A 24,978-nucleotide genomic window follows, 5' to 3' on the forward strand; every position below is an offset into this window, starting at 1 on the left:
GGAACGACTCGTTCCGGGCCGTTTTGCTGAATCGGATTCATGTCCTGAGGTGCTTGAATCTCTACTTTAACTTGAAGCGAAAAAGCCCGGTTTCATTGGACTTCATAACCGCAGGTCTATGACTTCGAGCGCTTGAGTTTCAACCGTGCCGAGGTCCGCTTCCGCAGGCCCGCAGCAGCAGCCTTTACCCGCCCCGGCACGCTCGCAACCTTGAGGCTGCCCAGTCCTTCTGCCGAAAACGTCCGCATCACCACCACGAAGAACACCGGCACCATCAAGAGCGCGAGGATGACCACCGAAAGCATCCCGCCCATCACGACTGTGCCGAGCGCCTGCTGGCTCTTCGCGCTCGCCCCCGATGCAATCACCATCGGCGCGACGCCGGCACAGAACGCGAGACCCGTCATCAGGATCGGGCGGAAGCGCAACTCGCAGGCTTCCAGCGTCGCGTCCTTCAGAGACTTGCCCTGCTCGCGCAGGGACTTCGCAAACTCGATGATGAGGATGCCGTCTTTCGCCGCGAGACCGATGATCGTAATCAGTCCGACCGTGAAATAGACGTCGTTCGGCAACCCGCGTAATGTCGCCGCCAGCACCGCGCCGAGCAGTCCCAGCGGCACGGTCAGCAGCACCGCGAGCGGAATCGTCCAGCTTTCATAGAGCGCCGCAAGCACAAGGAAGACCAGCAATGCGGAAAGCGCGAGCAGTAATGGCGCCTGCGAACCGGAAAGCTTCTCCTGTAGCGACTGTCCGGTCCATTCGTAGCCGAAACCGCGCGGAAGCTGCCGCATTAAGCGCTCCATTTCCGCGATGGCATCGCCGGAGGTGAAGCCCGGCCTTGCCGAGCCGGAAATACGCACCGAGGGGTAATAATTGAAGCCCACGATCTGTGCCGGACCAACCGACCAGTTCACGGTCGCGAAGGAGGAGAACGGCACAAGCTGGCTGCGGCTGTTGCGAACGCTGTAGGACAATATCTGGTCCGCCTGCATCCGCGAACCGCCGTCGCCCTGCACGATCACGCGCTGCATGCGCCCGCGGTTTGGGAAGTCGTTGATGTAGGCGGAACCGAGATAGGTTGAGATCGCGTTGTTGATCTCGTCGAAGGTGACGCCAAACGCCGCCGCCTTCTCGCGGTCGATGTTCAGTTCGACCTGTGGCGCGGGCGACAATCCCTCAACGTAAACGTCCTGAAGAACCGGACTGCGTTCCGCGAGCGCAAGCAACTGGTCCTTGGCCCGCATCAGCTCGGTGTATCCCTTCTGGCCGCGATCCTGCAGCCGGAAGCTGAAACCGGAGGAGTTGCCGAGGTTGTCGATGGGCGGCGGCTCCAGCGCCGAAATCTTGGCGTCGCGGATCGTGCGGCCGAGCTTTTCGTTGACCTCCGCCACGATCTTCTGCGCGGAATCGTTCGATCCTCGCTCCGACCAGTGCTTGAGGGTAATGAACGCCTGCGCGGTGTTCATGCCCTGCCCGAGAAAGCTGAAGCCGGTGAGGAAAGTGATCTTGTCGATGCCGTCGCGCTTCAAGAGATAGTCTTCCACCTCCTTCACCGCGTTGAGCGTGCGGTTATAGGAGGCTTCCGGCGGCGTCTGCACGTCCACCGTGATGAAGCCCTGATCGTCAACCGGGAGAAAGCCGCCCGGCAGTCGTGTCAGTCCCCACGCCACGCCAACCAGCAGCGCGGCGTAAATCAGCATGAGCCGGCCCACGCGCGGCAACGACCACTGTACGACGCCCTTGTATCGGTCGCGCGCGGTGTCCATGCGCTTGTTGAACCAGCCGAACAGGCCCTTCTTCTCATGATGGTGGCCTGCCTTCACCGGCTTCAGCAGCGTGGCGCAGAGCGCCGGCGTGAGCGAAAGCGCCATCAGCGCGGAGAAAGCGATTGCCGCGACCATCGTGATCGAGAACTGCTGGTAGATGATCCCCACCGAACCGGGGAAGAACGCCATCGGAATAAAGACCGAGACCAGCACCAGCGTAATGCCTATGATCGCACCAGTGATCTGACCCATCGCCTTGCGGGTGGCTTCCTTGGGCGGCAATCCCTCCTCCGCCATGATGCGCTCGACGTTCTCGACCACCACGATGGCGTCGTCGACGAGGATGCCGATTGCCAGCACCATGCTGAACAACGTCAGCATGTTGATGGAAAGGCCGAACAGGGTCAGCACCATGCAGGTGCCGAGCAACGCCACCGGCACCACGATGGTCGGGATGATCGTGTAGCGAATGTTCTGGAGGAACAGCAGCATGATCAGGAACACCAGCACCACTGCTTCCGCCAGCGTCATCAGCACCTTGCGGATCGAAGCCTCGACTGTGGGGGTGATGTCGTAGGGGATGTCGTACTTGATGTTGGGCGGAAAAAAGTTGGAAAGCTCCGCCATCTTCGCTTTCACCGCATTGGCAGTGGCAAGCGCGTTGCCGGTCGGCGAAAGCAGCACGGAAAGACCCGCGGTCTGCTTGCCGTCCTGCCGCGTGTTGAACTGGTAACTCAGCCCGCCGACTTCGATCCGCGCCACATCGCGCAACCTCACGGTGGAACCGTCGGTATTCGCGCGCAGCACGATGGCGCCGAATTCTTCCGGCGATTGTAGCTGGCCCTTTACCAGCACCAGCGCGGCAATCTGTTGACCCTTGTTGCTCGGCTCAGCGCCGATGGCACCCGATGCTACCTGTGCATTCTGCGCGTTGATCGCGCGCGTTACGTCGTCCGCAGTGAGATTAAAGCCGATCAGTTTCGCGGGGTCGATCCAGATGCGCAGTGCGCGCTCGGTGGAGTAGAGGTTTACCCGGCCCACGCCGGGAATACGCCGTAACTCGCCGACGATATTGCGCACCATGAAGTCGCCGAGCGCGATTTCGTCCAGGCTGTCGTCTGTCGTGCGTAGCGTGATGATCTGGAGCACCGCGCTGGAGGCTTCTTCGATCAGGATGCCCTGCTGCATGACCGCCCGCGGCAACCGCGCTTCCACGCGCTTGATGCGGTTCTGGACCTCGACGGATGCGCTTTCCGTATTCGTGCCGGGCACGAAGTTCGCGATGATTTCCACCTGCCCCAGCGAGTCGCTGGTGGATTCGAAATTGAGGATGCCGGCGGCGCCGTTCAGTTCCTCTTCAATAATCCGGGTGACGCTGTTGTAGATATTTTCCGGCGACGCGCCCGGATAGCTGGTGCTGATCGAGATCGAGGGCGGCGCGATGATCGGGTATTGCGCGACCGGCAGACGCGGAATGCTGAGCATACCTCCCAGACAAACGAGGAGGGCCACGACCCACGCAAAGATGGGCCGGTCGATGAAGAAGCTCGGCATGGATATTCCGTCAGCGGATTGGGTTCTTGGGCCTCAGCATCGCGTCGCGGCGCAGTTCGCCGATATACTGACCAAGCCGTGCCCACGGCCTCGGCGCAACGACATCGCCTGCGACGAACTTCTGGAAGCCATCCACAACAACGCGGTCACCCGGCTTCAGCCCGTTTTCGATGATCCAAAGATCATCCACGGTCCGGCCCAGCCGCACCGGTTGCAGCACCGCGCGATTGTCGTCGCGCAATACGAATACTTCCGCGTCGCCCGTATCGGTGCGGCGGACTGCTTGCTGCGGCACGGCAATACCGTCGGGGTCAACACCCTGCACGATGCGCACACGCACATACATGCCGGGTAACAGATCGCCATTCGGATTCTGGAATTCGCCGCGTAGCGTGACCTGACCGGTGGTCGGATCAACGCGCGCATCGGAGAACAGCAGTTTGCCTTCGATCGGATAGAGTTCGCCGTTGTCGAGAACCAGACGGACCTTCACGGCCTCCGGACCTGCGGCTTCCAGATCGCCCTGCGTCAGCGCGCGGCGAAGTTGATTGAGTTCGGTGACCGATTGCGTGAAGTCGGCATAGACGACGTTCAACTGCTGGATCGTCGCGACATGGGTCGCTTCGCCCTGCCCGACCAGCGCGCCCTCGGTGACGAGCGCGGAGCCGATGCGGCCGCTGATCGGCGCTTTCAGCTTGGTATGGGAAAGATTGATGGTCGCCCGCGCGACATCCGCCTTGCGGGCCTGCACTTCGGCGCGCGCCTGTTGCAGATTGGCGCGCGCATTCTCAAGCTGCGCCTGCGAGGCGGTTTGCGATACGATCAGCGCTTCGATGCGCTGCATCTGCAATTCTTCTCGCGCGAGAACCGCTTCGGCTTTTTTCAGCGCGGCTTCGGCAGCGCTCAGCTCGACTTCATACGGCGCGGGGTCGAGGTGATAGAGAACATCTCCTGCATTCACCATGCTGCCCTGCTCGAAGGTGCGGGCGGTGACAATGCCGGCGACACGCGCACGAAGTTCGGCGATGCGCGTCGGCGCGATGCGTCCGGGCAGCTCGCGAATGTAAGGGCGCGGCGCCGCTTCCAGCGTAACGATACCCACTTCCTCCGGCGCGGAAGGAACTTGGCTCTGGGCGCTTTTGCTTTCGGTACAGCCGGCTACGACAATCGACAAAAGAGCGGCGGATAACGCGGAGGTCAGCGCAACCCGTCCCGCCTTAGGCGACACGTTTCCAGACATTGTACGGGCATCCTTTTCTGAAGATTCGTTCATCTCCAAATTTATATTGCGACGCACACGATTTTTGCAACGCGCAAAAATAGGCGATTTTCAACGGCGATGACTTCTGGTTGTGCAGGAACGGTATGGTTTTACGGGCCGAGAAATGCCCCTGCGCAAGCTCTAAAATATTGAAAAACTTAGAGTATTAACTAGGAAGCGCAGCGAGGTGGGCGTTCCCACGAACCCCGTAAAACTGCGCTGCGGACGGATGTCGCGTTAAAGCCCGATGACAATTTGGGCAGCACTGCTGACCTGTTCAGGCCCGCCAGCTCAGACAGCGATTGCTGATTCGATGGCTTTCAGCGCCTCGTTCGCCTTGGTTCCGTCCGGACCGCCGGCCTGCGCCATATCCGGACGGCCGCCGCCACCCTTGCCGCCGAGCGCTTCCGCGCCTTTGCGCACCAGATCGACCGCGCTGAACTTCGACGTGAGATCCGGCGTAACGCCGACCACGATGCCCGCCTTGCCGTCTTCCGCGATAGCGACAATTGCGACAACGCCGGAGCCGACCTGCTTCTTGCCTTCGTCGACAAGGCTCTTGAGATCTTTCATCTCGATGCCTTCGACCGCGCGCGCGAACAGTTTCACGCTGCCTACATTCCTGATCGCGTCCGCGGCTGCGTCCTTGCCACCGCCACCCATCGCGAGCTTCTTGCGCGCATCCGCCAGGTCGCGCTCCAGCTTCTTGCGCTCGTCGAGCAACTGCTCGACGCGGTGGCCGATTTCGCTGAGCGGAGACTTGATCGCTTCCGCCACGTCGCGGAGCTTTTTGCTGTCGCCGGAAAGCGCGCGACGCGCGCCCGCGCCGGTGAAGGCTTCAAGGCGGCGCACACCAGCGGCGACGCCGCTTTCCGCAAGGCCCGCGATGAGGCCAATTTCACCGGTACGCTTCACATGCGTGCCACCGCAAAGTTCGACCGACCAGCCGAGCATATTGCTGCCGGGCGCATCGCCCATCGCGACCACGCGCACTTCGTCGCCGTATTTTTCGCCGAACAGCGCACGCGCACCGGAAGCGCGCGCATCGTCCAGCGCCATCACGCGCGTCGTAACAGCGGAGTTTTGCAGGACGTAATCGTTGGCCATGTCTTCGATCTTCGCCATTTCTTCCGGCGTGATCGGCTTCGGGTGCGAGAAGTCGAAACGCAGGCGGTCGGGCGCAACCAGCGAACCCTTCTGCGCAACGTGATCGCCGAGCACCTGACGCAGCGCTTCGTGCAGAAGATGCGTTGCCGAGTGGTTGCGGCGAATGTCCGCGCGGCGCGCGTGATCGACTTTCAGTTCCAGCGGTTTGCCGGCTTCGAGCGTTCCCTCTTCGACCTTTCCGAAGTGGACGAACAGGTCCCCGGCTTTCTTCTGCGTATCGGTGACGCGGAACTTGACCTTCTCGCCGATGAGAACGCCGGTATCGCCGACCTGACCGCCGCTCTCGCCATAGAACGGGGTCTGGTTGAGGATGACTGCGCCCTCCTCGCCCGCCTTGAGCGAATTTACTTCCGCGCCTTCCTTCACGATCGCGCTGACCACGCCTTCGGCGGTTTCGGTTTCGTAGCCGAGGAATTCGGTCGCGCCGAGTTTCTCTTTCAGGCCGAACCAGACCGTTTCGGTCGCCGCATCGCCCGAGCCTTTCCAGCTTTCGCGCGCCTTGGCCTTCTGCTTTTCCATCGCGGCTTCGAACGCCGTGGTATCAACGGAAATGCCGCGCGGCTTCAACGCGTCCTGCGTGAGATCGAGCGGGAAGCCGTAAGTATCGTACAGCGTGAAGGCAGTTGCGCCGCTGAAGCTGTCGCCCTTCTTTAGTGGTTTCGACTCTTCTTCGAGCATGGCGAGGCCGCGCTCCAGCGTCTTGCGGAAACGGGTTTCCTCGAGCTTGAGCGTCTCGATAATCAGACTCTCCGCGCGCACGAGTTCGGGATAAGCCGAACCCATTTCACGCACCAGCGCAGGCACCAGCCGGAACATCAGCGGCTCTTTCGCGCCGAGCAGTTCGGCATAGCGCATTGCGCGACGCATGATGCGGCGAAGCACGTAGCCGCGGCCTTCATTTGACGGCAACACACCATCGGCAACGAGGAACGAGGACGCACGCAGATGGTCCGCGATCACGCGATGCGCCGCGCGATTGTCGCCTTCCGCTTTTACGCCGGTCGCTTCTTCGCTGGCGCGGATCAACGCCTTGAACAGGTCGGTGTCGTAGTTGGAATAGACGCCTTGCAGGATCGCGGAGATACGCTCCAGACCCATGCCCGTGTCGATGGACGGATGCGGCAGGTCGATGCGCTGCTCGCGCGTAACCTGCTCGTACTGCATGAAGACGAGATTCCAGAATTCGAGGAAGCGGTCGCCGTCTTCATCCGGGCTGCCCGGAGGGCCGCCTTGCAGCTTGTCACCCTGATCGATGAAGATTTCCGAGCACGGCCCGCAGGGGCCGGTGTCGCCCATGGCCCAGAAGTTGTCGGAAGTCGGAATGCGGATGATGCGGCTTTCCGGCAGGCCCGCGATCTTCTTCCAGAGGTTAAAGGCCTCGTCGTCGGTGTGATAAACCGTGACGAGCAGCTTGTCCTTCGGCAGGTCGAAGTTCTTGGTGCACAGCGTCCACGCCAGCTCGATCGCGCGCTCCTTGAAGTAGTCGCCGAACGAGAAGTTGCCGAGCATCTCGAAGAAGGTGTGATGCCGCGCGGTGTAGCCTACATTATCGAGGTCGTTGTGCTTACCGCCGGCGCGCACGCATTTCTGCGAGGTCGTCGCCTTATTGTATGGCCGCTTCTCGACGCCGGTGAAGACGTTCTTGAACTGCACCATGCCCGCGTTGGTGAACATGAGCGTCGGGTCGTTGCGCGGGACGAGCGGCGACGAGGACACAATTTCGTGCCCGTTCTTCGCGAAGAACTCGAGAAAGGTCGACCGGATTTCGTTGACGCCGCTCATGATTTCAAAGGCTTGCCGGAGAAGGACTAAGAGGTCAGTTCTCTAGCCGAGCGGGCCGTCCGGGTCGAGCGGTGCGGCTGTCCCATGCCGCCGGAAAACCCCCGGAACGTAAAAGCCGGAAATGAGCGACGCGGCCTCTCGCCGGGGCGGGGAAAGCCCTAGGAGCGAGAAGGCCGCGCCCATGAACCGGAACGCTTGAGGCGGCAGCGATCCGGGCAGTACCGGGGCCTGCTTCCATCGGGGTTTCAGCCTTCCCGCGAGGCAATCACGGGCGTCGGCTCCACCGTTGCCGGGACGGGCTACGAACCCGGCGAACGGTCAAACCCCGGAGAAGTGGCGGCAGGCCATCAGGCCTCGGCTGCTTCGTCGGCGTCGTCTTCGCCGGTATCTTCAGCCTGATCGAGGATCTGTTCCGCGACCAGACCGGAATTGGAGCGGATCGCGGCTTCGATGACGTTCGCGATCTGCGGGTTCTCGCGCAGGAAGGCCTTGGCGTTCTCGCGGCCCTGCCCGAGGCGCTGGCTGTCATAGGAGAACCAGGCGCCGGACTTCTCGACCACCCCGGCCTTCACGCCGAGGTCGATGAGTTCGCCCATCTTGGAGACGCCCTCGCCGTACATGATGTCAAACTCGACCTGCTTGAACGGCGGCGCGACCTTGTTCTTCACCACCTTCACGCGGGTCTGGTTGCCGATCACCTCGTCGCGCTCCTTGATCGCGCCGATGCGGCGGATATCGAGGCGGACGGAGGCATAGAATTTCAGCGCATTGCCGCCGGTCGTGGTTTCCGGCGAGCCGTACATGACGCCGATCTTCATGCGGATCTGGTTGATGAAGATCACCATCGTGTTCGATTTCGCGATCGAACCGGTGAGCTTGCGGAGCGCCTGGCTCATCAGGCGCGCCTGCGAACCGGGCTGCACGTCGCCCATTTCGCCGTCGAGTTCGGCGCGCGGCACGAGGGCGGCGACCGAGTCTACCACCAGCACGTCCACCGCGCCGGAGCGCACCAGCGTATCGGCGATTTCGAGCGCCTGTTCGCCGGCGTCGGGCTGCGACACCAGCAGGTTCTCGATATCGACGCCGAGCTTCTTGGCATAAATCGTATCGAGCGCGTGTTCGGCGTCGATGAAGGCACAGGTACCGCCGAGCTTCTGGGCTTCGGCGACGGTGTGCAGCGCCAGCGTGGTCTTGCCGGAAGACTCCGGCCCGTAAACTTCGATGACACGGCCGCGCGGCAACCCGCCGACGCCGAGCGCAATGTCGAGGCCGAGCGAGCCGGTGGAGACGACCTGCACCCCGGCAGGCTTGTCGCTCTTGCCGAGCTTCATGATCGAGCCTTTGCCGAAGGCACGCTCGATTTGAGAAAGCGCCGCGTCGAGCGCCTTGGATTTGTCCACGGAATTGCCTTCCACGACTCGGAGATGGGCTTGCGATGACATAAGAGACTCCCGGTCCCGCTGCCTAGAGGCCCTGCCGCCTCTCAGGGTCCTGCCCCTCTGGAACAGAACAAGGACAATGTACCTTGTTTGTTCTCTGTTCGCAATACGTTCTAATGGGGCCGTGAACGCGAAAAACCCCTATGGTTAGCGGTCTCTTAATGCGCCGGGCCGTGAAACCGGCTCGCGGTACCGCACCCCGGCAATTCCCGATTCTTTATCTGTGGGACGCCCTCTTTCGAAATAACCGGCAGATTGCCGCGAGCGGACGAACGGCGCTCCCCCTTCAAAATCGCCCTCGCAGCACAATGACGCCCCGCTGTTATGGTGAAACCCGCATGAGAAGAAGCAAAACGAGGGGCATTCCGATGCCGGGCAAATTGCGCACCACCTTCCTCGCCTCTGCCCTGCTTGCGCTCGCAGCGGCGACGCCCGCGGCCGCGCAGAATACGTCGCAATACACTTCCGTCGCACCGAAGACCTGCACCAAGGTCAATGCCGTCAAGGTCGAGGAAGAAGAGCATGGCGTGACCTACGCCTGCCGCGGCCTGCCCGGCTACATCGTGCTTATCGACGAAGGCGATTTACGCACGACCGTCTCGATCGGCACCAGCCGCAAACACGCGAGCGACCAGCGTGCTTACGAACAAGGCTTCTCGCCGTTCAACGCGGTCCACGACAATCTCGAATGGCGTATCGACGCAAAAACGAAAAAGCCCTTCGCCACGATCCAGCGCTGGTTGCTCACGGATAACGATGCCGTGGAAAAGGACATCCAGCCGCGCAGCGCCGGGCTGCTGGTCGTCACGCGCATTCCGCCGGGGAAAGCCTGCCACGTCGCCTATATCGACGTGCGCGCGAACGAAAATCCGAACGCGCTCGCGCAAAAGGCTGCCGACGAACTCGCGAAGGATTTCGACTGCGACAAGGATAAAACGCACATCATCGGCAACAAGGGCCGCGCGGTGGAGATTTCCGGAATAGAATAAAGCCCCGGCCTCTCCCGGTCAGGCGGCCGGCTCAGACAGCTTTTCTTTTTTATTGATGCGCTCGCGCAGCACGTCCGGCAGCGGGGCCGATTTATGCGTGGACTGGTCCGCATTGACCCACACCACTTCGCCGGTCGAGCGCACGTTGTCTTCGCCCTTCCCGAACAGCGCGAATTTGAATGTCATCGAGGATCGGCCGAGCTTCTCGATCTTCGTGCCGATCTCGATCTGCTCGTCGTAGCGCACCGGCGCCGCGTACTCGACCAGTGCGCGCACGGTGTGAAAATCCGTATTGTGCTTCGCCTTCTCCGCATGCCAATCGAACGGCAGGTCGCGCAAATATTCGACGATACAGGTATCGAAATAGGCGAGGTAATTTGCGTTGAATAAAATGCCTTGCGCATCCGCCTCGTAATAGCGGACACGGAACGGCGTGAAGTGCCAGAAGTCCTTGCGTTGCATGGGCTGTTATTTACGCGAAGCCGCAGACAGCGACAATTACCACTTCTCGATCCACGGCCTGAGATCCATCTCGAACGTCCATGCGCTGCGTTGCTGGTTGTGGAGATACCAGTAGTTCTCCGCAATCTGGTCGGGCTGGAGAATTCCGTCGTTTTCCTTCAGCGCATAGCGCTCCGGAAACATCTCGCGGATGAACGCGGTATCGATGGCGCCGTCGATCACGACATGCGCGACATGCACGCCCTCCGGTCCCAGTTCGCGCGCCATGCTCTGCGCCACCGCACGCAGCGCATGTTTGCCGGAAGCGAAAGCCGCGAAGCCGGCACTGCCGCGCACGCTCGCGGTCGCGCCGGTGAAGATGATCGTGCCACGGCCGCGCGGCACCATCACCTTGGCCGCTTCGCGCCCCATCAGGAAGCCGCCGAAACAGGCCATCTCCCATACTTTGAAAAATACGCGCGACGTCGTTTCGCGGATCGGGAAACGCACGTTCGCACCGATGTTGTAGACCGCAACCTCGATGGTGCCGATATCGCGCTCGATCTCCTCGAACAGCGCGGCCATCTCGTCTTCTTTTCGCGCATCGTTGCCGAAGCCGCGCGCCCGCCCGCCTTCGGATTCGATATGTCTGACCAGCGGTTCCAGCTTGTCGGCGTGCCGCCGCGTGACACAGGCGACATAGCCTTCGCGTGCGAAACGCCGCGCAATCGCACCGCCCGTAGCGTCACCCGCGCCGATCACCAGCGCGACCTTGTCGGCCATGTTTGCTCCCCGGACTTTCTTGACACGGTGCTGGCCGCGCCGGAACCTGTCAATCAAATGGCGGTAAGAACAGCCATGCGTTTGCGGGAGGATGAAAGTGAAGCGTCTCGAATTCTTCTTCGATTTCGGCAGCCCTACCACTTATCTCGCGCATACGCAGATGCCCCGCATCGCAAAAGAAACCGGCGCGGAAGTTCTGTACCGGCCGATGCTGCTGGGCGGCGTATTCAAGGCGACCGGCAATCAGTCGCCCGCATTCATTCCGGCAAAGTCGAAATGGATGGGCGGCGACCTGAAAGCGTTTGCGCAACGCTATGGGGTGCCCTTCAAACACAATCCGAACTTCCCCATCAACACCATGATGCTGATGCGCGGCGCGGTCGCGATGCAGCGCGACGGCAAGCTTGGCCCTTATGTGGATGCAATCTTCCATGCCATGTGGGTCGAGCCACAGAACATGAACGATCCGCAGGTCGTCGGTGCCGTGCTCGCGAAAGCCGGTTACGACCCGAAACAGATGCTGGCCGCGATCGAAGATCAGGGCGTAAAGGATACGCTACGCGCCAACACCGAAGAAGCGGTACAACGCGGCGTATTCGGTGCTCCCACATTTTTCGTCGGCGATAAAATGTTCTTCGGGCAGGACCGGCTGGATTTCGTCGAGGCAGCGCTGCGGAACTAGTGCGGCAGCTCGCGCGTTATCCGCGCGGGCTACGCTACTCCGGGGCAAATTTCATGACATGGCAGCAAGGTGCCGCCTTCGGCCTGATTGGGCTGATGATGGCAGCGTTCGTCTGGGGACGTTACCGCTACGATTTGGTGGCGATGGTGACCCTGCTGGTTGCCGTGCTGATCGGCATCGTCCCCGCGAACAAAGCCTTCTCCGGTTTTTCCGACGACATCATCGCAATCATCGCATCCGCACTGGTGGTAAGTGCTTCCGTCGCGCGCTCAGGCATCGTCGAGCGACTGCTGAAGCCCATCTCTGCCCACATGACCTCGCCTACCGTGCAGGTATTCGTCCTGTCGGCGAGCGTCGCCGCCCTGTCCGGCTTCGTGAAGAACATCGGCGCGCTCGCAATGCTGATGCCGGTCGCATTCCAACTTGCAAGACGTACCGAAACTTCGCCTTCCGCATTGCTGATGCCGATGGCGTTCGGCTCGCTGCTCGGCGGCATCGTCACGCTGGTCGGAACTTCGCCGAATATTCTGGTGTCGCGGGTCCGCGAGGAAATCACCGGCAAGCCTTTCGCGATGTTCGACTTCACTCCAGTCGGCATCGTGCTGACGCTGCTTGGCCTCGCCTTCCTTGCGGTCGGCTGGAGGCTTCTGCCCCGCAACCGCAAGGGTGCCGCATCCATCGAAGCGGCGTTTAACCTCGAAGGCTACACCACGGAAGCGCGCGTCGAGCCGAAAACCGAAACGGTCGGGAAGACCGTCGGGCAACTGGAGAAACTGTCCAACGGCGAAGTGGAAGTCTTGATCATCTTCCGCAAAGGCGGACGGCGTTATGTTCCCACCGAAAACACCGAACTGCGTGCCTATGACGTATTGCTGCTCGAAGGCGAACCGGATGCGCTGGAGAGGGCTGTCTCCGATGCGAAGCTGAAACTCGTCGCCGACAAGAAGCGCAGTTCGAAGAAGTCGGATACGCCCTCCGACGACATCGGGGTCATGGAAGCGGTGGTCAGCGAAGGCTCTCCGCTCGCAGGCTCCACGCCTGCGCAGACGCGCCTCTATCACCGGCATGGCCTTACACTGTTAGCTGCAAGCCGTGCCGGTACGCGGCTTACTTCGCAATTGCGCTCCATGCGTTTCCGCACGGGCGATGTCGTGGTGCTGCGCGGCAATCTCTCGGAAATGCCGGAGGCGCTGGGCGAACTAGGTCTGCTGCCGCTAGCAGAGCGCAGCATGCCGCTTGGTAATACCCGGCGCAGCATATTGCCGATCGCGTTGCTTGCAGGCGCGATGATACTGGTCGCGCTCGGCCACCTTCCCATCGCAATCGCTTTTTTCGGAACGGCAACGCTGTTGATCCTGTTCGGCTCGATCTCGCTGAAAGAAGCCTATGCCGCGATAGAATGGCCCATTCTCATTCTGATTGGCGCGCTGATTCCGGTTTCAGACGCGCTGCGCACCACCGGCGGCACGGAGATCATCGCCGGGCTGCTGTCGCAGGCGGGGAATTACATCTCCGGACCTTGGGCGCTTGCCTTCATCATGTTCGCAGCGATGGCGGTGACGCCGTTCCTCAACAACGCCGCGACCGTGCTGGTGATGGGTCCGATTGCGGCGAGCTTCGCGCAGAAGCTCGGCTACTCCGCCGATCCGTTCCTGATGGCGGTCGCCATCGGCGCGGCCTGCGATTTCCTCACGCCCATCGGGCATCAGTCGAATACGCTGGTGATGGGACCGGGCGGTTATCGCTTCGGCGATTACTGGCGTCTCGGCCTGCCGCTTTCGCTGCTGGTGCTCGCCGCGGGAACGCCGCTGATCGCGTTGTTCTGGCCGCTTGCGCGCTAGCTCTGCTGCAACTGTTCCTTCACCGCGGAAACCAGCGCGGTAAGGTCGAACGGCTTGGGCAGGAATGCGAACTCCTCGCCCGGCAACTGCGCGGCCAGCCCTTCCGAATAACCGGAAGCGAACATCACTTTTGTAGTGATGCCTGCGCTGCGGATTTCTTTCAGCATGGTCGGGCCGTCCATTACCGGCATCATCACGTCGGAGACGATGAGGTCGATATTGCCGTTCTCACGCTTTGCGATTTCGAGGCCTTCCTCGCCATCCGCCGCTTCCAGCACTGTGAAACCGCGCATGGAAAGCGCATGGGACGCGAAGCGGCGCACGCCATCCTCGTCCTCGACCAGAAGAATGGTGCCGCGTCCGGTGAGATTCTGCGGCTTCGCATCGTCGCCGCCCGCTTTCACGGTCGCCGCTTCGCGAGCCGCGATCACCTCCGCCTCAGTCGGAATGTAGCGCGGCAGGAAGATGCGGAACGTCGCGCCCTTGCCCGGCTGGCTCAGCGCATAGATGTAACCGCCGGATTGCTTGACGATGCCGTACACCGCCGCAAGGCCGAGACCGGTGCCCTTGTTCTTCTCCTTGGTAGTAAAGAAAGGCTCGAAGATCTTGCCGATGGCTTCCGGCGCAATCCCGTGTCCCGTGTCGGACACTTCGATCATCACATATTCCGCAGGTGGCATGCCTTCGTGCGAGAAGTGTGCGGCCTGCTCTTTATTCACGTTCACGGTGCGGATGCTGAGTTCACCGCCGTCCGGCATCGCATCGCGGGCATTCGCAGCGAGGTTGATGAGCACGCGCTCTAGCTGGTTGATGTCCGCCTTGATCGGCCAAAGCTCGCGGCCGTAATTCGTTTCGATCTTGACCTTCTCGGTGACGACGCGGCGCAGGAGGCCCGTGGAAAGATCGGACACCACGTCGCCGACATGGAGCATTTCCGGCACCAGCGTCTCGCGCCGCGCGAATGCAAGCAGTTGCCGTACCAGCGCCGCCGCGCGCGTGCCGTATTGCCGGATCTGGTTCAGTTCCTGAAAACCCGGATCGGTTGGGCGCACCTTGACCAGCAACAGGCTCGCGTTGCCGATCATCGTTGTCAGGACGTTGTTGAAGTCGTGCGCGATGAAGCCGGCGAACTCGCCGATGGCCTGCATCTTCTGTGCCTGCGCGAACTGGTTTTCCAGTTTCTTTTCTTCGCTGGTGTCGATGGCGTGAACGATGGCCGCCTCGTTCGCATCCGCCGACTCGTCCACCGGCGTCACGAAGAAGCGCGCAAAGCGTGCTTCGCCGACCGCGAGCGGCAGTTCGACTTCCTTCGACGCGGTCTTGCTCTCCAGCACGCCGCGCATCAATGCTTCTAGTTTGCCGCGCTCCGACGCCGCCACCGTCGCGAAGACGGAAGGCTGCGTCGCACCGGCGACCGCCGAGCCGAATAGTTGCGCGAAGGTCGCGTTCGAGCTGACGATCTTGCCGTCGCGATCCACGGTCGCGATGGCGGCGGGAGAACTATGGAAGAAGCGCGCAAAGCGCACTTCCGCCGCGCGCAACGCATCCGCGGCATCGCCGCTTTTCTGCCGGTTGAGCACCAGCGTGCGCGACGCACCCGGCGTACCGTCGGACGCGAACGCCACGCGATGCAACAGTTGCACCGGCAAACTGGTCCCGTCCTTCTTGCGCAGGTCGATGTCGAGCACTTCAACGCGCGCCGCGCCCGGCGACGGCACGATGTTTTGCAACAACGCCGCGCCAGTGCCCTGCACCAGAGAAGTAAGCGGCATCCCTTCGCCGCCGATTTCCGCGATGTCGTAGCCGAGCCAGTTCGCGAGCGTCGCGTTCAGGTAACCGATGCGTCCCTTCTCGTCGGTGGAGAAGAATCCGGCGGGCGCGTGGTCGAGGAAGTCGATTGCCTGCTGCAACGACTGGAACGCCGTTTCCTGCCGCTCGCGATCGCGCGTGATGTCGGCCATGGTCCACGCCGCGATGCGCGCGAGGCGGCCCTTGGTGCCGAGCGGACGAGCACGCAGGCGAAACCAGCGCGCCGCGCCATCCGCCGTTTCGGAAGGCACGCGGATTTCTTCTACATGCGAACGGCCGGCGCGCACCGCCTGCGCCAGACGGTAGATCGCATCCGCGACGGTAGGGTCGCTGGTGAAAAGCCGCTCGACCGGGCGCACGTCGTCGGGATGCTCGGCCCCGGTCAGTTCCAGATAGGCGCGGTTCGCATAGACCACGCGGCCGGAAGCGTCGGCGATGGCAACGCCATCGCTGCCCGTGTCGGCCAGCGCCTTGGTCAGGTCGTTGCGGCTGGCGCGGCCGGCGAATTCCACGATGCCGGAAGCGTAAGCGAACAGCGCGAACACGCCTGCGACCGCAAGACCCGCCAGCACGGCGATGATGTAAGGCTCCGCCTGCTCGCGCCCCAGGAAAAGGAGCGAGACCGTCGCGCCGACCAGCGCAACAGCCACGAACAGGACCAGCCCGGCGCTTCCCGTCGCCTGCGCGCGGTCCACGCCCGCCAGTTCTTCGTCCTTTTCCGGCCCGGCCATGGGCAAGCCTTCCGTTATTCCGTTCGCCCTGACAACCCCCGCAACCCCCGCGTCCCGCACGATCAGTTCCGGTAACGCGGGTCGCGCTTGGCGTTGCGCAGCTTCATGACGTAGCCGATGAGTTCGGCCACCGCCTTGTAATGTTCGGTGGGGATTTCCTGATCGATCTCGACCGATTTGAACAGCGCGCGCGCCAGCGGCGGGTTCTGGATCACCGGAACCCCGCTCCGGGTCGCGACTTCGCGGATCTTCAACGCGATGTTGTCCTGCCCCTTGGCGACGCAGACCGGCGCACCCATGCCCTGCTCGTACTTCAGCGCAACCGCAAAGTGGGTCGGGTTCATCACGACCACGGTCGCGCCCGGCACTTCCTGCATCATGCGCTTGCGCGACCGCGACTGGCGGATCTGGCGCAGCTTCGCCTTGATGGTCGGATCGCCTTCCTGTTCCTTGTATTCCTCCCGCACTTCGCGGACCGACATGCGCTGGCGCTCATACCATTCGTGCTTGGTCCACAAATAATCGGCGGCCGCGATCAGTGCCATGATGACGGTGACCCCCGCCATAATCTTCAGCGCGAGGATGAAGGTGACCCTCAGCGAAAGCCCGATCTCGCCTTGAATCAGCAGGCCCGTGCGCTCCACTTCCGAAGCGCCGACCGCGTAAATCACCGAGCCGACGATGGCGAGCTTAAGCAGGCCTTTCACGAACTGCACAAGCGCGTGCTTCGAGAAAATGCGCTTTGCGCCCGAGATCAGCGAAATGCGGTTCAGCTTCGGCGCGAGCGGCTCCGTAGTCCAGAGCAGACGGTGCTGGATCGCGCTGCCTGCAATGCAGGCGACGACCAGAATCGCGAGCACAGGACCAATCGCGATCAGTGTCTGGCCGAGCACCCTGAATATGATGTGCAGCACGATCGTAAGATCGTTGGCGAGATGCAGGTTGCCGAGCACGTCGCGAAACGCGACCGCCAGCTTGTTCGCCGCCGAACCGCCGAACATGAACAACGCCAGCGTACCGCCGAGCAGCAGGAACCAGGTATTGACCTCCTGGCTCTTGGCGACATCGCCGCGCTTGATCGCGTCTTCCAGCCGCTTTGCGGTTGGGTCTTCTGACTTTTCGGTATCTTGCCCTTCGCTCTCCGCCATCGCGCCCTGCCTTTACCGGACGATGCCAAGCAGCACGGTTTCGAGATGGCCGAGGAAGACGAGCATCGCCGCGCCGATGAAAGCGCCGAGCATGGCGAAACCGATCATGATCGAGAGCGGCAGGCCGAGAAAGAACACCTGCAACTGCGGCATCAGCCGCGCAAGGAGTCCGAGGCCGAGATTGAACAGCAGCCCGAACACAAGGAACGGTGCGGCGAGTTGCAGGCCTATCTTGAACGCGCCGCCGACGATGGTCACCATCAGCTGCGTCGCCTCCCCGGTCGGGAGAATCTCGCCGGGACGAAACAGCGTGTAGCTTTGATCCAGCGCGCCGATGGCGAGATGATGCAGGTCGGTGGCGAAGATCAGTGTGACGCCGAGCATCCCCAACAGATTGCCGATCATCATGCCCTGCTGGCCCTGATTGGGGTCGACGGCGGTCGCGAAGCCGAGGCCGAGCTGGTTGGCGATGGTCGCGCCCGCGACTTCCAGTGCGGACAGCGTGATACGCGCGGTAAGACCAAGCACCGCGCCGATGATGACTTCCTGAATCAGCACGCCGACCAGCGGCACATAATTCGTGCCCTGCAACGCCGGATAATTCGCGCGATAGATCGGCAGCAGCACCAGTGTCAGCAATAATGCAATGACTAGACGAATGCGCGTCGGGATACCGCGCTCGCCGATCCCCGGCATCAGCATCGTCATCGTGCCGAGCCGTGCGAACATCAGGATGAAGGTCGCCGCCAGACCGGGAAGGAAAGAGATATTGACGGTCACGACGCGGCCTTCGCGCAACTAGCCGGAGATGATGCGGGTAGCGATGCGGCCCATGTAGCCGTTCAGCAAATCGCCCATGAAGGGAAGCGCAATCAGGAGCGCGACGAAGATCGCGATGATCTTTGGCACGAATACCAGCGTCATTTCCTGAATCTGCGTCAACGCCTGAAACAGCGAAATGACGACGCCGACGACCAGCGCCACGATCATCAGTGGACCGGCCACCAGCAACAGCGTCCAGATGCCATCGCGCGCAACGTCGAGAACTTCGGGGCCATTCATCAGATCGGCATCCTCATGATTTCTTCGTAAGCCTGGATCATGCGGTCGCGCACCGAAACCAGCGTTTCCACCGCGACTTCCGTTTCCGCGACCGCGGTCACGACGTCGACCAGATCGCCCTTGTTGTTGGTGGCGGCCACCATCTTCGCGTCGGCGGCCTGCATCTTGTTCTGGAAGTCGCCGAGCGCGTTTTGCAGCATCGAGCCGAACGAACCGTCGTTCGCGTTGGCTTTCGGTCCCTGCATCGGCCCGGTCGCCGCGCGCTGGAGCGCGGCATAGGCATTGGCGGCGATTGTCGGCGTGGTCATGCGTTATGCCCCCGGCTTACGCTTTGAGGATTTCGATGGTGCGCGCGATCATGCGGCGCGTGGCGGTGATGACGTTGAGGTTCGCTTCGTAAGAGCGTTGCGCCTCGCGCATGTCCACCGTTTCGATTAGCGGATTGACGTTCGGATACTTCACGTTGCCCTGCGGGTCGGCGGCGGGGTGACCCGGCTCGTTGCGCACGGTGAAGTCGCTCTGGTCCGTGCGCACGTTGCCCATGTTGACGACGGTCGCCTGCAATTCGCGGTCGAAGCGGGTCTGGAACGTGGTAATGCGGCGGCGGTAAGGATCGTTGCCGGGAGCGTTCGCGGTCGAGTTCGCGTTCGCGATGTTCTCCGCGATGATCCGCATGCGGCCCGACTGCGCCCGCAGGCCGGTGGCCGAGATAAAAATGGAGCGCATGAAGTCCATGACCTGCCCTCACTTCCTGCCGATGGCGATTTTGAAAAGACCGAGCGTGCGCGAGTAGAGCGCCGCCGCGGTCTGGTGATCGGTCTGGTTCTGCGCGATCCGCATCATCTCTTCTTCGAGCGAGACGGAATTGCCGCGCGGCGTAACCTCGAACGGCTGCGAGCGGTCGGATGCGAAAGACGGGTCACCGCCGCTAATGCCGTTGATGTGCCCGTTCTGGGTCGCAGCCACCTGCACCGAGGTTGCCGCCTGCAACTGGCGGCCGAAGTCCTGCACTTTCAGGTCGCGCCCGCGATAGCCGGGGGTCTCGGCATTGGCGACGTTCTCCGATAGCAGGCGTTGGCGCGCTTCCAGCCAGCGCATCTTCGATTTCAGCATCGAAAGCAGCGGAAGATCGCCGACCGACATGACGAAAAGCCCCAGTATCCGGATTGGACCAGCAGGCAAGTCTTGCCGGGTTTATGGTTAAGGGCTGGTTAACGCGTTAACCAAACCGGCCCGCGCGGCAAGTCCGGCCCGCTGAAGGCCCAAGGAAAGCCGCGTTTTTCGGGCTGTTCGGGACCCCGCGTTAACGATTTATTAGGCATAGGGGCGGCATTTTTTGCCTGCCCGTTAAGGAAGGGGCGCGTACATGTTGAAATCGATCTTCGGCGACAACCAGATTCTCATCTTCGCGGTGGCCTTCGTTGGCGTACTCGCGCTGATCGGCATTATGGCGCTCCTGTTCCGCCGTTTCGGCAGCGGGCGGCTGCCTTCCTCCGGCGGTGGCCGTGGCCGGCAGCCGCGCCTCGGCGTGCTGGACAGCGCCGCCGTGGACGCCAAGCGCCGCCTCGTCCTGATCCGGCGCGACAACGCCGAACACCTCATCATGATCGGCGGCCCGACCGACGTGGTCGTGGAGACGAACATCGTCCGCGGCGGCGCAGCTGCGATGCCGCAGCCCGAACGACGTCCGATGCCGCAAGCGCGCATGCAGGCCGTCGAGCCGGAATTGCCCGAACCTTCGCTGGTCCCCGAACCCGACATGATTCAGGAACCGGCGCCGCGTCCGCAGCCGGCCGCTTATTCTCCGCCCCCGCCCATGCCGCAGCGCGCCGCTCCGCCCGCGCCGATGGCTCCTCCGCCGCCGCGCCCGATGGCTCCGCCTCCGGCTGCCGCTTCGCCGTTGCCGCCCGCTCCCGCGCCGATGGCCCCTCCGCCGATGGTGCCCGCTGCACCCGGCGCGCAACAACAGAAGCTCGATCCTCAATACGCCGACATGGCGCAACGCCTCGAGGCTGCACTTCGCAAACCGGCGACGCCGCCTTCGACGCCTGCCCCGCAGCCCGCGCCCACGCAGGTCATTCCGCCTGTCGTGGCTCCCGCCTCTCCTGCCCCTGCACCGACCAAGCCGATGATGCCGCAGGCTGGCAGCCCGCGGCCGCCGGCAGCGCCGGCGCGACCCATGCCGCCCGCTCCCCGTCCTGCAACGGCCGCGCCTGCGCCCGCAGGCTCCAGCAAAGACAATGTCTTCGACAGCCTGGAGGCCGAAATGGCGAGCCTCCTCGGTCAGGACGGAAAGAAGAACTGAGAATGTCCCGTGCCCGCCTCGTTGCACTGTTCGCAGGGATCGCACTGCTCGCTTTCGCGGGCGTGGCGGGCGCACAGGACATCAGCCTGACCTTCGGCAACAACAACAACGCGGGCACGACCGAGCGCGTGATTCAACTGATCGCGCTGATCACCGTGCTTTCGCTCGCGCCTGCGATCCTCGTCATGGTGACGAGCTTCACCCGCATCGTGGTTGTGCTGTCGCTGTTGCGCACCGCCATCGGCCTGCAAACCGCACCGCCGAACGCCGTGATCGTCAGCCTCGCGCTGTTTCTCACCGCGTTCGTGATGGCGCCCGCGTTCCAGACCGCCTACGACACCGCGGTCAAGCCGATCATCGCCGGCGAGATGCAGCCGCAGCAGGCATTCGAAAAAGGCGCAGAACCGTTCCGCGCGTTCATGCTGAAGAACGTTCGCGAGAAAGACCTCGCGCTGTTCATCGACCTCTCGCGCGACCAGAAGCCGGAAACGGCGGAAGCCACGCCGCTCCGCATTCTCGTCCCGGCCTTCATGATTTCCGAACTGCGCCGCGCGTTCGAGATCGGCTTTCTGCTGTTCGTGCCGTTTCTCGTGATCGATCTCGTGATCGCGTCGGTACTGATGTCGATGGGCATGATGATGCTGCCCCCGGTCATCGTATCGCTGCCGTTCAAGCTGATCTTTTTCGTCCTGGTGGACGGCTGGAGCCTCGTCGCAGGCTCGCTGGTGCAGAGCTTCGGAACGTAGCGAAGCCCGCTTTCCTTATCGCGCCGAAAGTTGCTCGTTACGCTGCGGCAGCGGCGCCGACGGATATTTCGCCTGATAGAGCTTGAGGAAAAGGCCGAGCGTATCGACCGACGCCAGCACCTTCGCCGCACCGGCAATGGAACGCGGACCGGGATTGGTGGTGAGTTGCTCGAAGGATTCCTTGGCCGGCCCCTCAAGCGCGCCCGCATATTTCTCCCGCAAACGGTCCAGACCGATCGCTTCTCCGGAAAGCGCATGGGCGAGCGCAGCGCGTAGAATGTCGTTCTTCTCGTAATCCTGTAGCGGCGCTTCGCTCTCGGTGCGCGCCGCCAGCATCGCCTCGATCGCTTCGCCGGCCTTGCGCCAGCGCTTCGCGCCCCAATAAATATCGGCACGCTGCCGGTCGGCTTCCGGCCCTTTCAGGCCGGAGATGATGTCCAGCGCCTGATCGAAGCGGTTGGTATCCATCAGCGCGCGCGACTCCAGCAGCAGCCGCCCTTCGCGAAGGTCGTGCGGCAAATCCGCGAGGCGCGTGGCCGCGAGGATCGCGACCGCCTTCTGCGGCTTGCGGTTCAGGAGATGAACGATTGCCAGCCTTGCCGCGACCTGCGCGCGTGCCGCACCTGTAAGGCGAAACTCCACCTGATGCTGCAGCAGCTCGGAAGCCTGATCGAGCAGATCGACCGCGACCAGCTTGTCGGACAACCGCCGGATCATTTCGTCGCCGCGGCGGCCAACTGGCGTCAGCTTCGAGAAATCGTAATAGAGCGCGAGCGCCTCGATTGGCGGCAACGCATCGGCCTTGTCCGACAGGAATAGATCCTCGAACACCAGCGCCATCTCGTTATGGAATGTTCGCGTGACCGGAGAATTGTTTTGCGCGAGCAGCGCGTGATCCAGAAGCCGGAATGCCTCGCGGTAGCGCGCCTCACCGACATACAGCCGCCCCAGCAAGCGATTGGCTTCGAGTTCAACGCGGTCCCCGCGCCAGTTGAATGCAAGCGACTCCAGCCGGTCGATGGCCTTCGCGCGATTGAACTCGCCGCGCGTAAAGCGCAGTTCGATTTGCCGGAATGCGGCCTCTGCCGTATACATATCGGTGTCGCCGCGCTGCGCGAGATCGTAAAGCGCGAACGCGCGGTCGATGCGGCCCAGTCCTTCGGCAAAGCGCCCGGATAACAACGCGAACTGCTTTGCGTAATCGTCGGGCACTTCGACGGTTTCAATGTCGGCGATCAAGCGGCCCGCTTCCTGAAAGTCCCGCACTTCGATGGCCGAACGCAGTGCCGAGAACAGCACGCGCCGCTGCAAATCGACCGGCAGCAGCTTCAATCCAGCAAGTCCGGCACGATAATTCTCGCGCGCGCCGCTCCAGTCACCCATCTCCGCGAAGGCAATGGCGCGAAGCAGCGCGGCATCCTGCGTATCCTTCACTTCCGAATGCATCAGGTCGTTGGCCGCCTGCGCCGGACGGTGCAGCATCAATTCGCTCAACGCACGCAGAAGGTAGAAACGCGAGCTGAGCGGCGTTTTGGAGTCTTCGCGCACGATATAGTCCAGCGTGCCCTTGGCTTCGGCTGCGTAACCGTTCGCGAGATAGAACGTAGCGAGCGCCATGCGCAGCTCGACCCGCTGTTGCGGCTGCGCTTCGGCGGCAAGCAACGAAAGCTCCGCCTCGCGCTCGCGGAAACGCCGGTTGCGCTCGGCTTCCCACAGCGTCGCATTCAACGGCGACGTGTCGGTGCGATCTTCGCGGTAAGGGGCAGCACGCGGCGGCGTCGAGAGCGCAAGTCCTTTCGGACGGCCAATCACCACGAGATCCTGCTTCACTTCGATTTCGAGGTCGTCTGCAAGCGGCACCACTGCGATGCCTTGCGCGGAAGCGAGCACGCGGAATTCGACATAGTTTTGCTCGCGCAGAACACCGCGCGCAGGCGCGCGCGCAGTGAGAATACGAAGCTCGTCCCCGGTCGCCTCATCTTTCAGCCGGTGCAAGGTACCGCTCGCAGCGGCTTCCATCGGAAAGGCCAGCGCTGCGCCAATCGCGCCCGGAATACGCCGCAGGTTGAGCGGACGCGCAGCGCCGATCATCGCGTCCCCGAAATACACGGTCCAAGCCTTGCCGTCGGTTTCCGCGCTGACCAGCCAGTTACGCAGGAGCCGCAAACGCACCGCTTTCGCACCCGGCAAATCGACCACGGAAACTTCGGCGAACACGCGGCTCTTGTCCTCGAGCAGTTCGCGCAAGGAGATCGCGTTGCCGGAATCGAAAATCATCCAGACCCACTCGCCACGCCGGAAGATCGCGGTGGCGGGAGCATCGAGATAGGGAAAGCCGAGCCGCACGCCGCTGTTGGTCGCCGTCAACGCGACCATCACCGTCTTGTCATCCGCTCCTTGCCGGTCGGCCGCCTTCTCCGGCATTTCGACCTTTGGCGGCGCGTCGTTCGCGACAGCAGGCGGAACATCGGCGGCAGGCGCCGCCGGTTTTTGCGGTTGTTGCGGAAGCTGCGCTGGCGGCGGAGCCGCAGCCTGCGCGGGATAACCGGGAGGTTGCTGACCGATATGTTCGTTCTTGTCGTCCGCTTCCGGAGTCTGGCCCTGCACCGGCTCGGGCTTCTCCACGGGTGGCGGCGTCACATCGACGATGAACTGGCTCTGCTCGCGGAAACCCCGCGCGGTCGCTTTCGGCGCAAGGATCATGCGCACGATGGCGGTGCCGTTATCGGTCTCTGTCTCGATACCGGCGACGCTCGGCGGCAACAGTGCTTTCACTTCGCCGAGATCGACCTGCACCGGCGCGGCGAAGGTAATGCGGATTTCCTGCCCGTCCTGCTCGTAGGAAATCTGCATGGGGTCGCCTAGCAGGAACGCAAAACGCGAAAACGCGGGCGCCTGTGCGAAGCGAAGCTTCACCGGCTGCCAGGCCTTCTCTTGCACGGCATTCTTTTGGCGGATCGCTCTTTCCGCATCGCGCGCACGGCGCGAGAGATTATCCACCACGTCCTGCGGCAATCCCGGCGGCAATCCTGTCCAATTTTCGGGCAGGAGATCGACGAACAGCTTCTCGCCGGCCGCCATCGTGTTGACCGTGACCTTCTGCGACAGCGCAATACGAACCGCCTTCGCGTCGGGATCGGCGCGGGCAACCTGCACGAGATCGCGCAAATCGGATTGCAGGCTATCGAGCTTCACGCGCACGGGCCGTTCGAAACGGACGATGAGCACGCCGTTGGAGAAACGCGCCTCCGTCTTCACTTCCTCCGGGAACGTGAAGATCAGCCGCGCGAAACCATTCTCCATCGTGGCCGAAAGCTCGGCCTCCAGCGCCTGCGGCTGCTGTGCGCGAAGCGGAGCAAAAGCCGCCGCGACAAACAACGCCGCGACAGTAAAAGCCGCGGCGCAGACGCGCCGTTTGTTCGAGAGAAACGCCACCATGATTGCCCGGTTTATTCCGCCGCTGCTTCCAGCG

At 62.6% G+C, this 24,978-nt stretch carries 19 protein-coding genes; 5 read left to right on the top strand and 14 right to left on the bottom strand.

The window, feature by feature from the left end; all coding sequences use genetic code 11:
* Nucleotides 1–116: 116 nt before the first annotated feature.
* The 4 genes from KF794_09560 to recA all read right to left on the bottom strand — a co-directional run bounded on the left by KF794_09560 (nt 117) and on the right by recA (nt 8,972).
* Entirely contained in the window at nt 117–3,320 is a 3,204-nt protein-coding gene (locus KF794_09560) for a multidrug efflux RND transporter permease subunit (GenBank protein QYK44039.1), read from the bottom strand.
* A 10-nt stretch (nt 3,321–3,330) separates the two neighbouring features.
* Complete coding sequence (locus KF794_09565) at nt 3,331–4,560, bottom strand: efflux RND transporter periplasmic adaptor subunit (GenBank protein QYK44040.1); 1,230 nt, start codon at nt 4,558–4,560, stop codon at nt 3,331–3,333.
* Nucleotides 4,561–4,872: 312 nt separating this feature from the next.
* Entirely contained in the window at nt 4,873–7,530 is a 2,658-nt protein-coding gene (alaS, locus tag KF794_09570; protein ID QYK44041.1) for an alanine--tRNA ligase, read from the bottom strand.
* A gap of 347 nt (nt 7,531–7,877) precedes the next feature.
* Complete coding sequence (gene recA, locus KF794_09575; GenBank protein ID QYK44042.1) at nt 7,878–8,972, bottom strand: recombinase RecA; 1,095 nt, start codon at nt 8,970–8,972, stop codon at nt 7,878–7,880.
* Between the two features lie 365 nt (nt 8,973–9,337).
* Between recA and KF794_09580 the strand changes: the two genes are divergently transcribed.
* Nucleotides 9,338–9,958 carry a hypothetical protein gene (locus KF794_09580; GenBank protein ID QYK44043.1) on the top strand — a complete coding sequence of 207 codons (621 nt, stop codon included), beginning with the start codon at nt 9,338–9,340 and terminating at the stop codon, nt 9,956–9,958.
* A gap of 18 nt (nt 9,959–9,976) precedes the next feature.
* Here the strand turns inward: KF794_09580 and KF794_09585 are convergent, their stop codons facing one another.
* On the bottom strand, nt 9,977–10,420 hold the full coding sequence (locus KF794_09585; GenBank protein QYK44044.1) for an acyl-CoA thioesterase: 444 nt from the start codon (nt 10,418–10,420) through the stop codon (nt 9,977–9,979).
* Nucleotides 10,421–10,456: 36 nt separating this feature from the next.
* Nucleotides 10,457–11,182 carry an SDR family oxidoreductase gene (locus KF794_09590; protein QYK44045.1) on the bottom strand — a complete coding sequence of 242 codons (726 nt, stop codon included), beginning with the start codon at nt 11,180–11,182 and terminating at the stop codon, nt 10,457–10,459.
* Between the two features lie 91 nt (nt 11,183–11,273).
* Between KF794_09590 and KF794_09595 the strand changes: the two genes are divergently transcribed.
* Both KF794_09595 and KF794_09600 read left to right on the top strand, forming a co-directional pair.
* Nucleotides 11,274–11,864 (top strand): 2-hydroxychromene-2-carboxylate isomerase, encoded by a 591-nt coding sequence (locus KF794_09595; protein ID QYK44046.1) that lies wholly within the window; start codon nt 11,274–11,276, stop codon nt 11,862–11,864.
* A 53-nt stretch (nt 11,865–11,917) separates the two neighbouring features.
* On the top strand, nt 11,918–13,705 hold the full coding sequence (locus tag KF794_09600) for an SLC13 family permease (GenBank protein ID QYK44047.1): 1,788 nt from the start codon (nt 11,918–11,920) through the stop codon (nt 13,703–13,705).
* Here the strand turns inward: KF794_09600 and KF794_09605 are convergent.
* From KF794_09605 to flgB, 7 genes are all read right to left on the bottom strand, one after another.
* The gene (locus tag KF794_09605) at nt 13,702–16,245 is read right to left on the bottom strand and encodes a PAS domain S-box protein (GenBank protein ID QYK44048.1); all 2,544 of its coding nucleotides are present in this window, start codon (nt 16,243–16,245) and stop codon (nt 13,702–13,704) included. The two genes, KF794_09600 and KF794_09605, sit on opposite strands and share 4 nt — an antisense overlap.
* A gap of 62 nt (nt 16,246–16,307) precedes the next feature.
* On the bottom strand, nt 16,308–17,393 hold the full coding sequence (flhB, locus tag KF794_09610) for a flagellar biosynthesis protein FlhB (GenBank protein QYK44049.1): 1,086 nt from the start codon (nt 17,391–17,393) through the stop codon (nt 16,308–16,310).
* A gap of 12 nt (nt 17,394–17,405) precedes the next feature.
* Nucleotides 17,406–18,173 (bottom strand): flagellar type III secretion system protein FliR, encoded by a 768-nt coding sequence (gene fliR / locus KF794_09615; protein QYK44050.1) that lies wholly within the window; start codon nt 18,171–18,173, stop codon nt 17,406–17,408.
* Nucleotides 18,174–18,191: 18 nt separating this feature from the next.
* On the bottom strand, nt 18,192–18,455 hold the full coding sequence (gene fliQ, locus KF794_09620; protein ID QYK44051.1) for a flagellar biosynthesis protein FliQ: 264 nt from the start codon (nt 18,453–18,455) through the stop codon (nt 18,192–18,194).
* Entirely contained in the window at nt 18,455–18,763 is a 309-nt protein-coding gene (gene fliE, locus KF794_09625; GenBank protein QYK44052.1) for a flagellar hook-basal body complex protein FliE, read from the bottom strand. The genes fliQ and fliE overlap by 1 nt, the downstream gene beginning before the upstream one ends.
* A 16-nt stretch (nt 18,764–18,779) precedes the next feature.
* A complete protein-coding gene (gene flgC, locus KF794_09630; GenBank protein ID QYK44053.1) occupies nt 18,780–19,190 on the bottom strand; it encodes a flagellar basal body rod protein FlgC in 411 nt (136 codons plus the stop codon).
* Nucleotides 19,191–19,199: 9 nt separating this feature from the next.
* Nucleotides 19,200–19,598 carry a flagellar basal body rod protein FlgB gene (gene flgB / locus KF794_09635; GenBank protein QYK44054.1) on the bottom strand — a complete coding sequence of 133 codons (399 nt, stop codon included), beginning with the start codon at nt 19,596–19,598 and terminating at the stop codon, nt 19,200–19,202.
* Nucleotides 19,599–19,821: 223 nt separating this feature from the next.
* On the opposite strand from flgB, the gene KF794_09640 reads away from it, so the two are divergent.
* Nucleotides 19,822–20,760, top strand: a complete 939-nt coding sequence (locus tag KF794_09640; GenBank protein ID QYK44055.1) for a flagellar biosynthetic protein FliO — start codon at nt 19,822–19,824, stop codon at nt 20,758–20,760.
* 2 nt (nt 20,761–20,762) lie between these two features.
* The gene (fliP, locus tag KF794_09645; protein ID QYK44056.1) at nt 20,763–21,506 is read left to right on the top strand and encodes a flagellar type III secretion system pore protein FliP; all 744 of its coding nucleotides are present in this window, start codon (nt 20,763–20,765) and stop codon (nt 21,504–21,506) included.
* 15 nt (nt 21,507–21,521) lie between these two features.
* Here the strand turns inward: fliP and KF794_09650 are convergent, their stop codons facing one another.
* A complete protein-coding gene (locus KF794_09650) occupies nt 21,522–24,944 on the bottom strand; it encodes a hypothetical protein (GenBank protein ID QYK44057.1) in 3,423 nt (1,140 codons plus the stop codon).
* Between the last annotated feature and the right edge of the window lie 34 nt (nt 24,945–24,978).

The sequence above is a fragment of the Xanthobacteraceae bacterium genome, from assembly GCA_019454205.1.
Classification (GTDB): Bacteria; Pseudomonadota; Alphaproteobacteria; order Rhizobiales; family Xanthobacteraceae.

What these genes read in the sequence shown, in the direction of transcription:
- KF794_09565 (QYK44040.1), bottom strand. Translation starts at nt 4,560, where the DNA reads ATGTCTGGAAACGTGTCGCCTAAGGCGGGACGGGTTGCGCTGACCTCC.
- fliQ (QYK44051.1), bottom strand. Translation starts at nt 18,455, where the DNA reads ATGAATGGCCCCGAAGTTCTCGACGTTGCGCGCGATGGCATCTGGACG.
- KF794_09580 (QYK44043.1), top strand. Translation starts at nt 9,338, where the DNA reads ATGCCGGGCAAATTGCGCACCACCTTCCTCGCCTCTGCCCTGCTTGCG.
- flhB (QYK44049.1), bottom strand. Translation starts at nt 17,393, where the DNA reads ATGGCGGAGAGCGAAGGGCAAGATACCGAAAAGTCAGAAGACCCAACC.
- fliE (QYK44052.1), bottom strand. Translation starts at nt 18,763, where the DNA reads ATGACCACGCCGACAATCGCCGCCAATGCCTATGCCGCGCTCCAGCGC.
- alaS (QYK44041.1), bottom strand. Translation starts at nt 7,530, where the DNA reads ATGAGCGGCGTCAACGAAATCCGGTCGACCTTTCTCGAGTTCTTCGCG.
- recA (QYK44042.1), bottom strand. Translation starts at nt 8,972, where the DNA reads ATGTCATCGCAAGCCCATCTCCGAGTCGTGGAAGGCAATTCCGTGGAC.
- KF794_09595 (QYK44046.1), top strand. Translation starts at nt 11,274, where the DNA reads ATGAAAGTGAAGCGTCTCGAATTCTTCTTCGATTTCGGCAGCCCTACC.
- flgB (QYK44054.1), bottom strand. Translation starts at nt 19,598, where the DNA reads ATGTCGGTCGGCGATCTTCCGCTGCTTTCGATGCTGAAATCGAAGATG.
- KF794_09560 (QYK44039.1), bottom strand. Translation starts at nt 3,320, where the DNA reads ATGCCGAGCTTCTTCATCGACCGGCCCATCTTTGCGTGGGTCGTGGCC.
- KF794_09585 (QYK44044.1), bottom strand. Translation starts at nt 10,420, where the DNA reads ATGCAACGCAAGGACTTCTGGCACTTCACGCCGTTCCGTGTCCGCTAT.
- KF794_09600 (QYK44047.1), top strand. Translation starts at nt 11,918, where the DNA reads ATGACATGGCAGCAAGGTGCCGCCTTCGGCCTGATTGGGCTGATGATG.
- KF794_09590 (QYK44045.1), bottom strand. Translation starts at nt 11,182, where the DNA reads ATGGCCGACAAGGTCGCGCTGGTGATCGGCGCGGGTGACGCTACGGGC.
- fliP (QYK44056.1), top strand. Translation starts at nt 20,763, where the DNA reads ATGTCCCGTGCCCGCCTCGTTGCACTGTTCGCAGGGATCGCACTGCTC.
- KF794_09640 (QYK44055.1), top strand. Translation starts at nt 19,822, where the DNA reads ATGTTGAAATCGATCTTCGGCGACAACCAGATTCTCATCTTCGCGGTG.
- KF794_09605 (QYK44048.1), bottom strand. Translation starts at nt 16,245, where the DNA reads ATGGCCGGGCCGGAAAAGGACGAAGAACTGGCGGGCGTGGACCGCGCG.
- KF794_09650 (QYK44057.1), bottom strand. Translation starts at nt 24,944, where the DNA reads ATGGTGGCGTTTCTCTCGAACAAACGGCGCGTCTGCGCCGCGGCTTTT.
- flgC (QYK44053.1), bottom strand. Translation starts at nt 19,190, where the DNA reads ATGGACTTCATGCGCTCCATTTTTATCTCGGCCACCGGCCTGCGGGCG.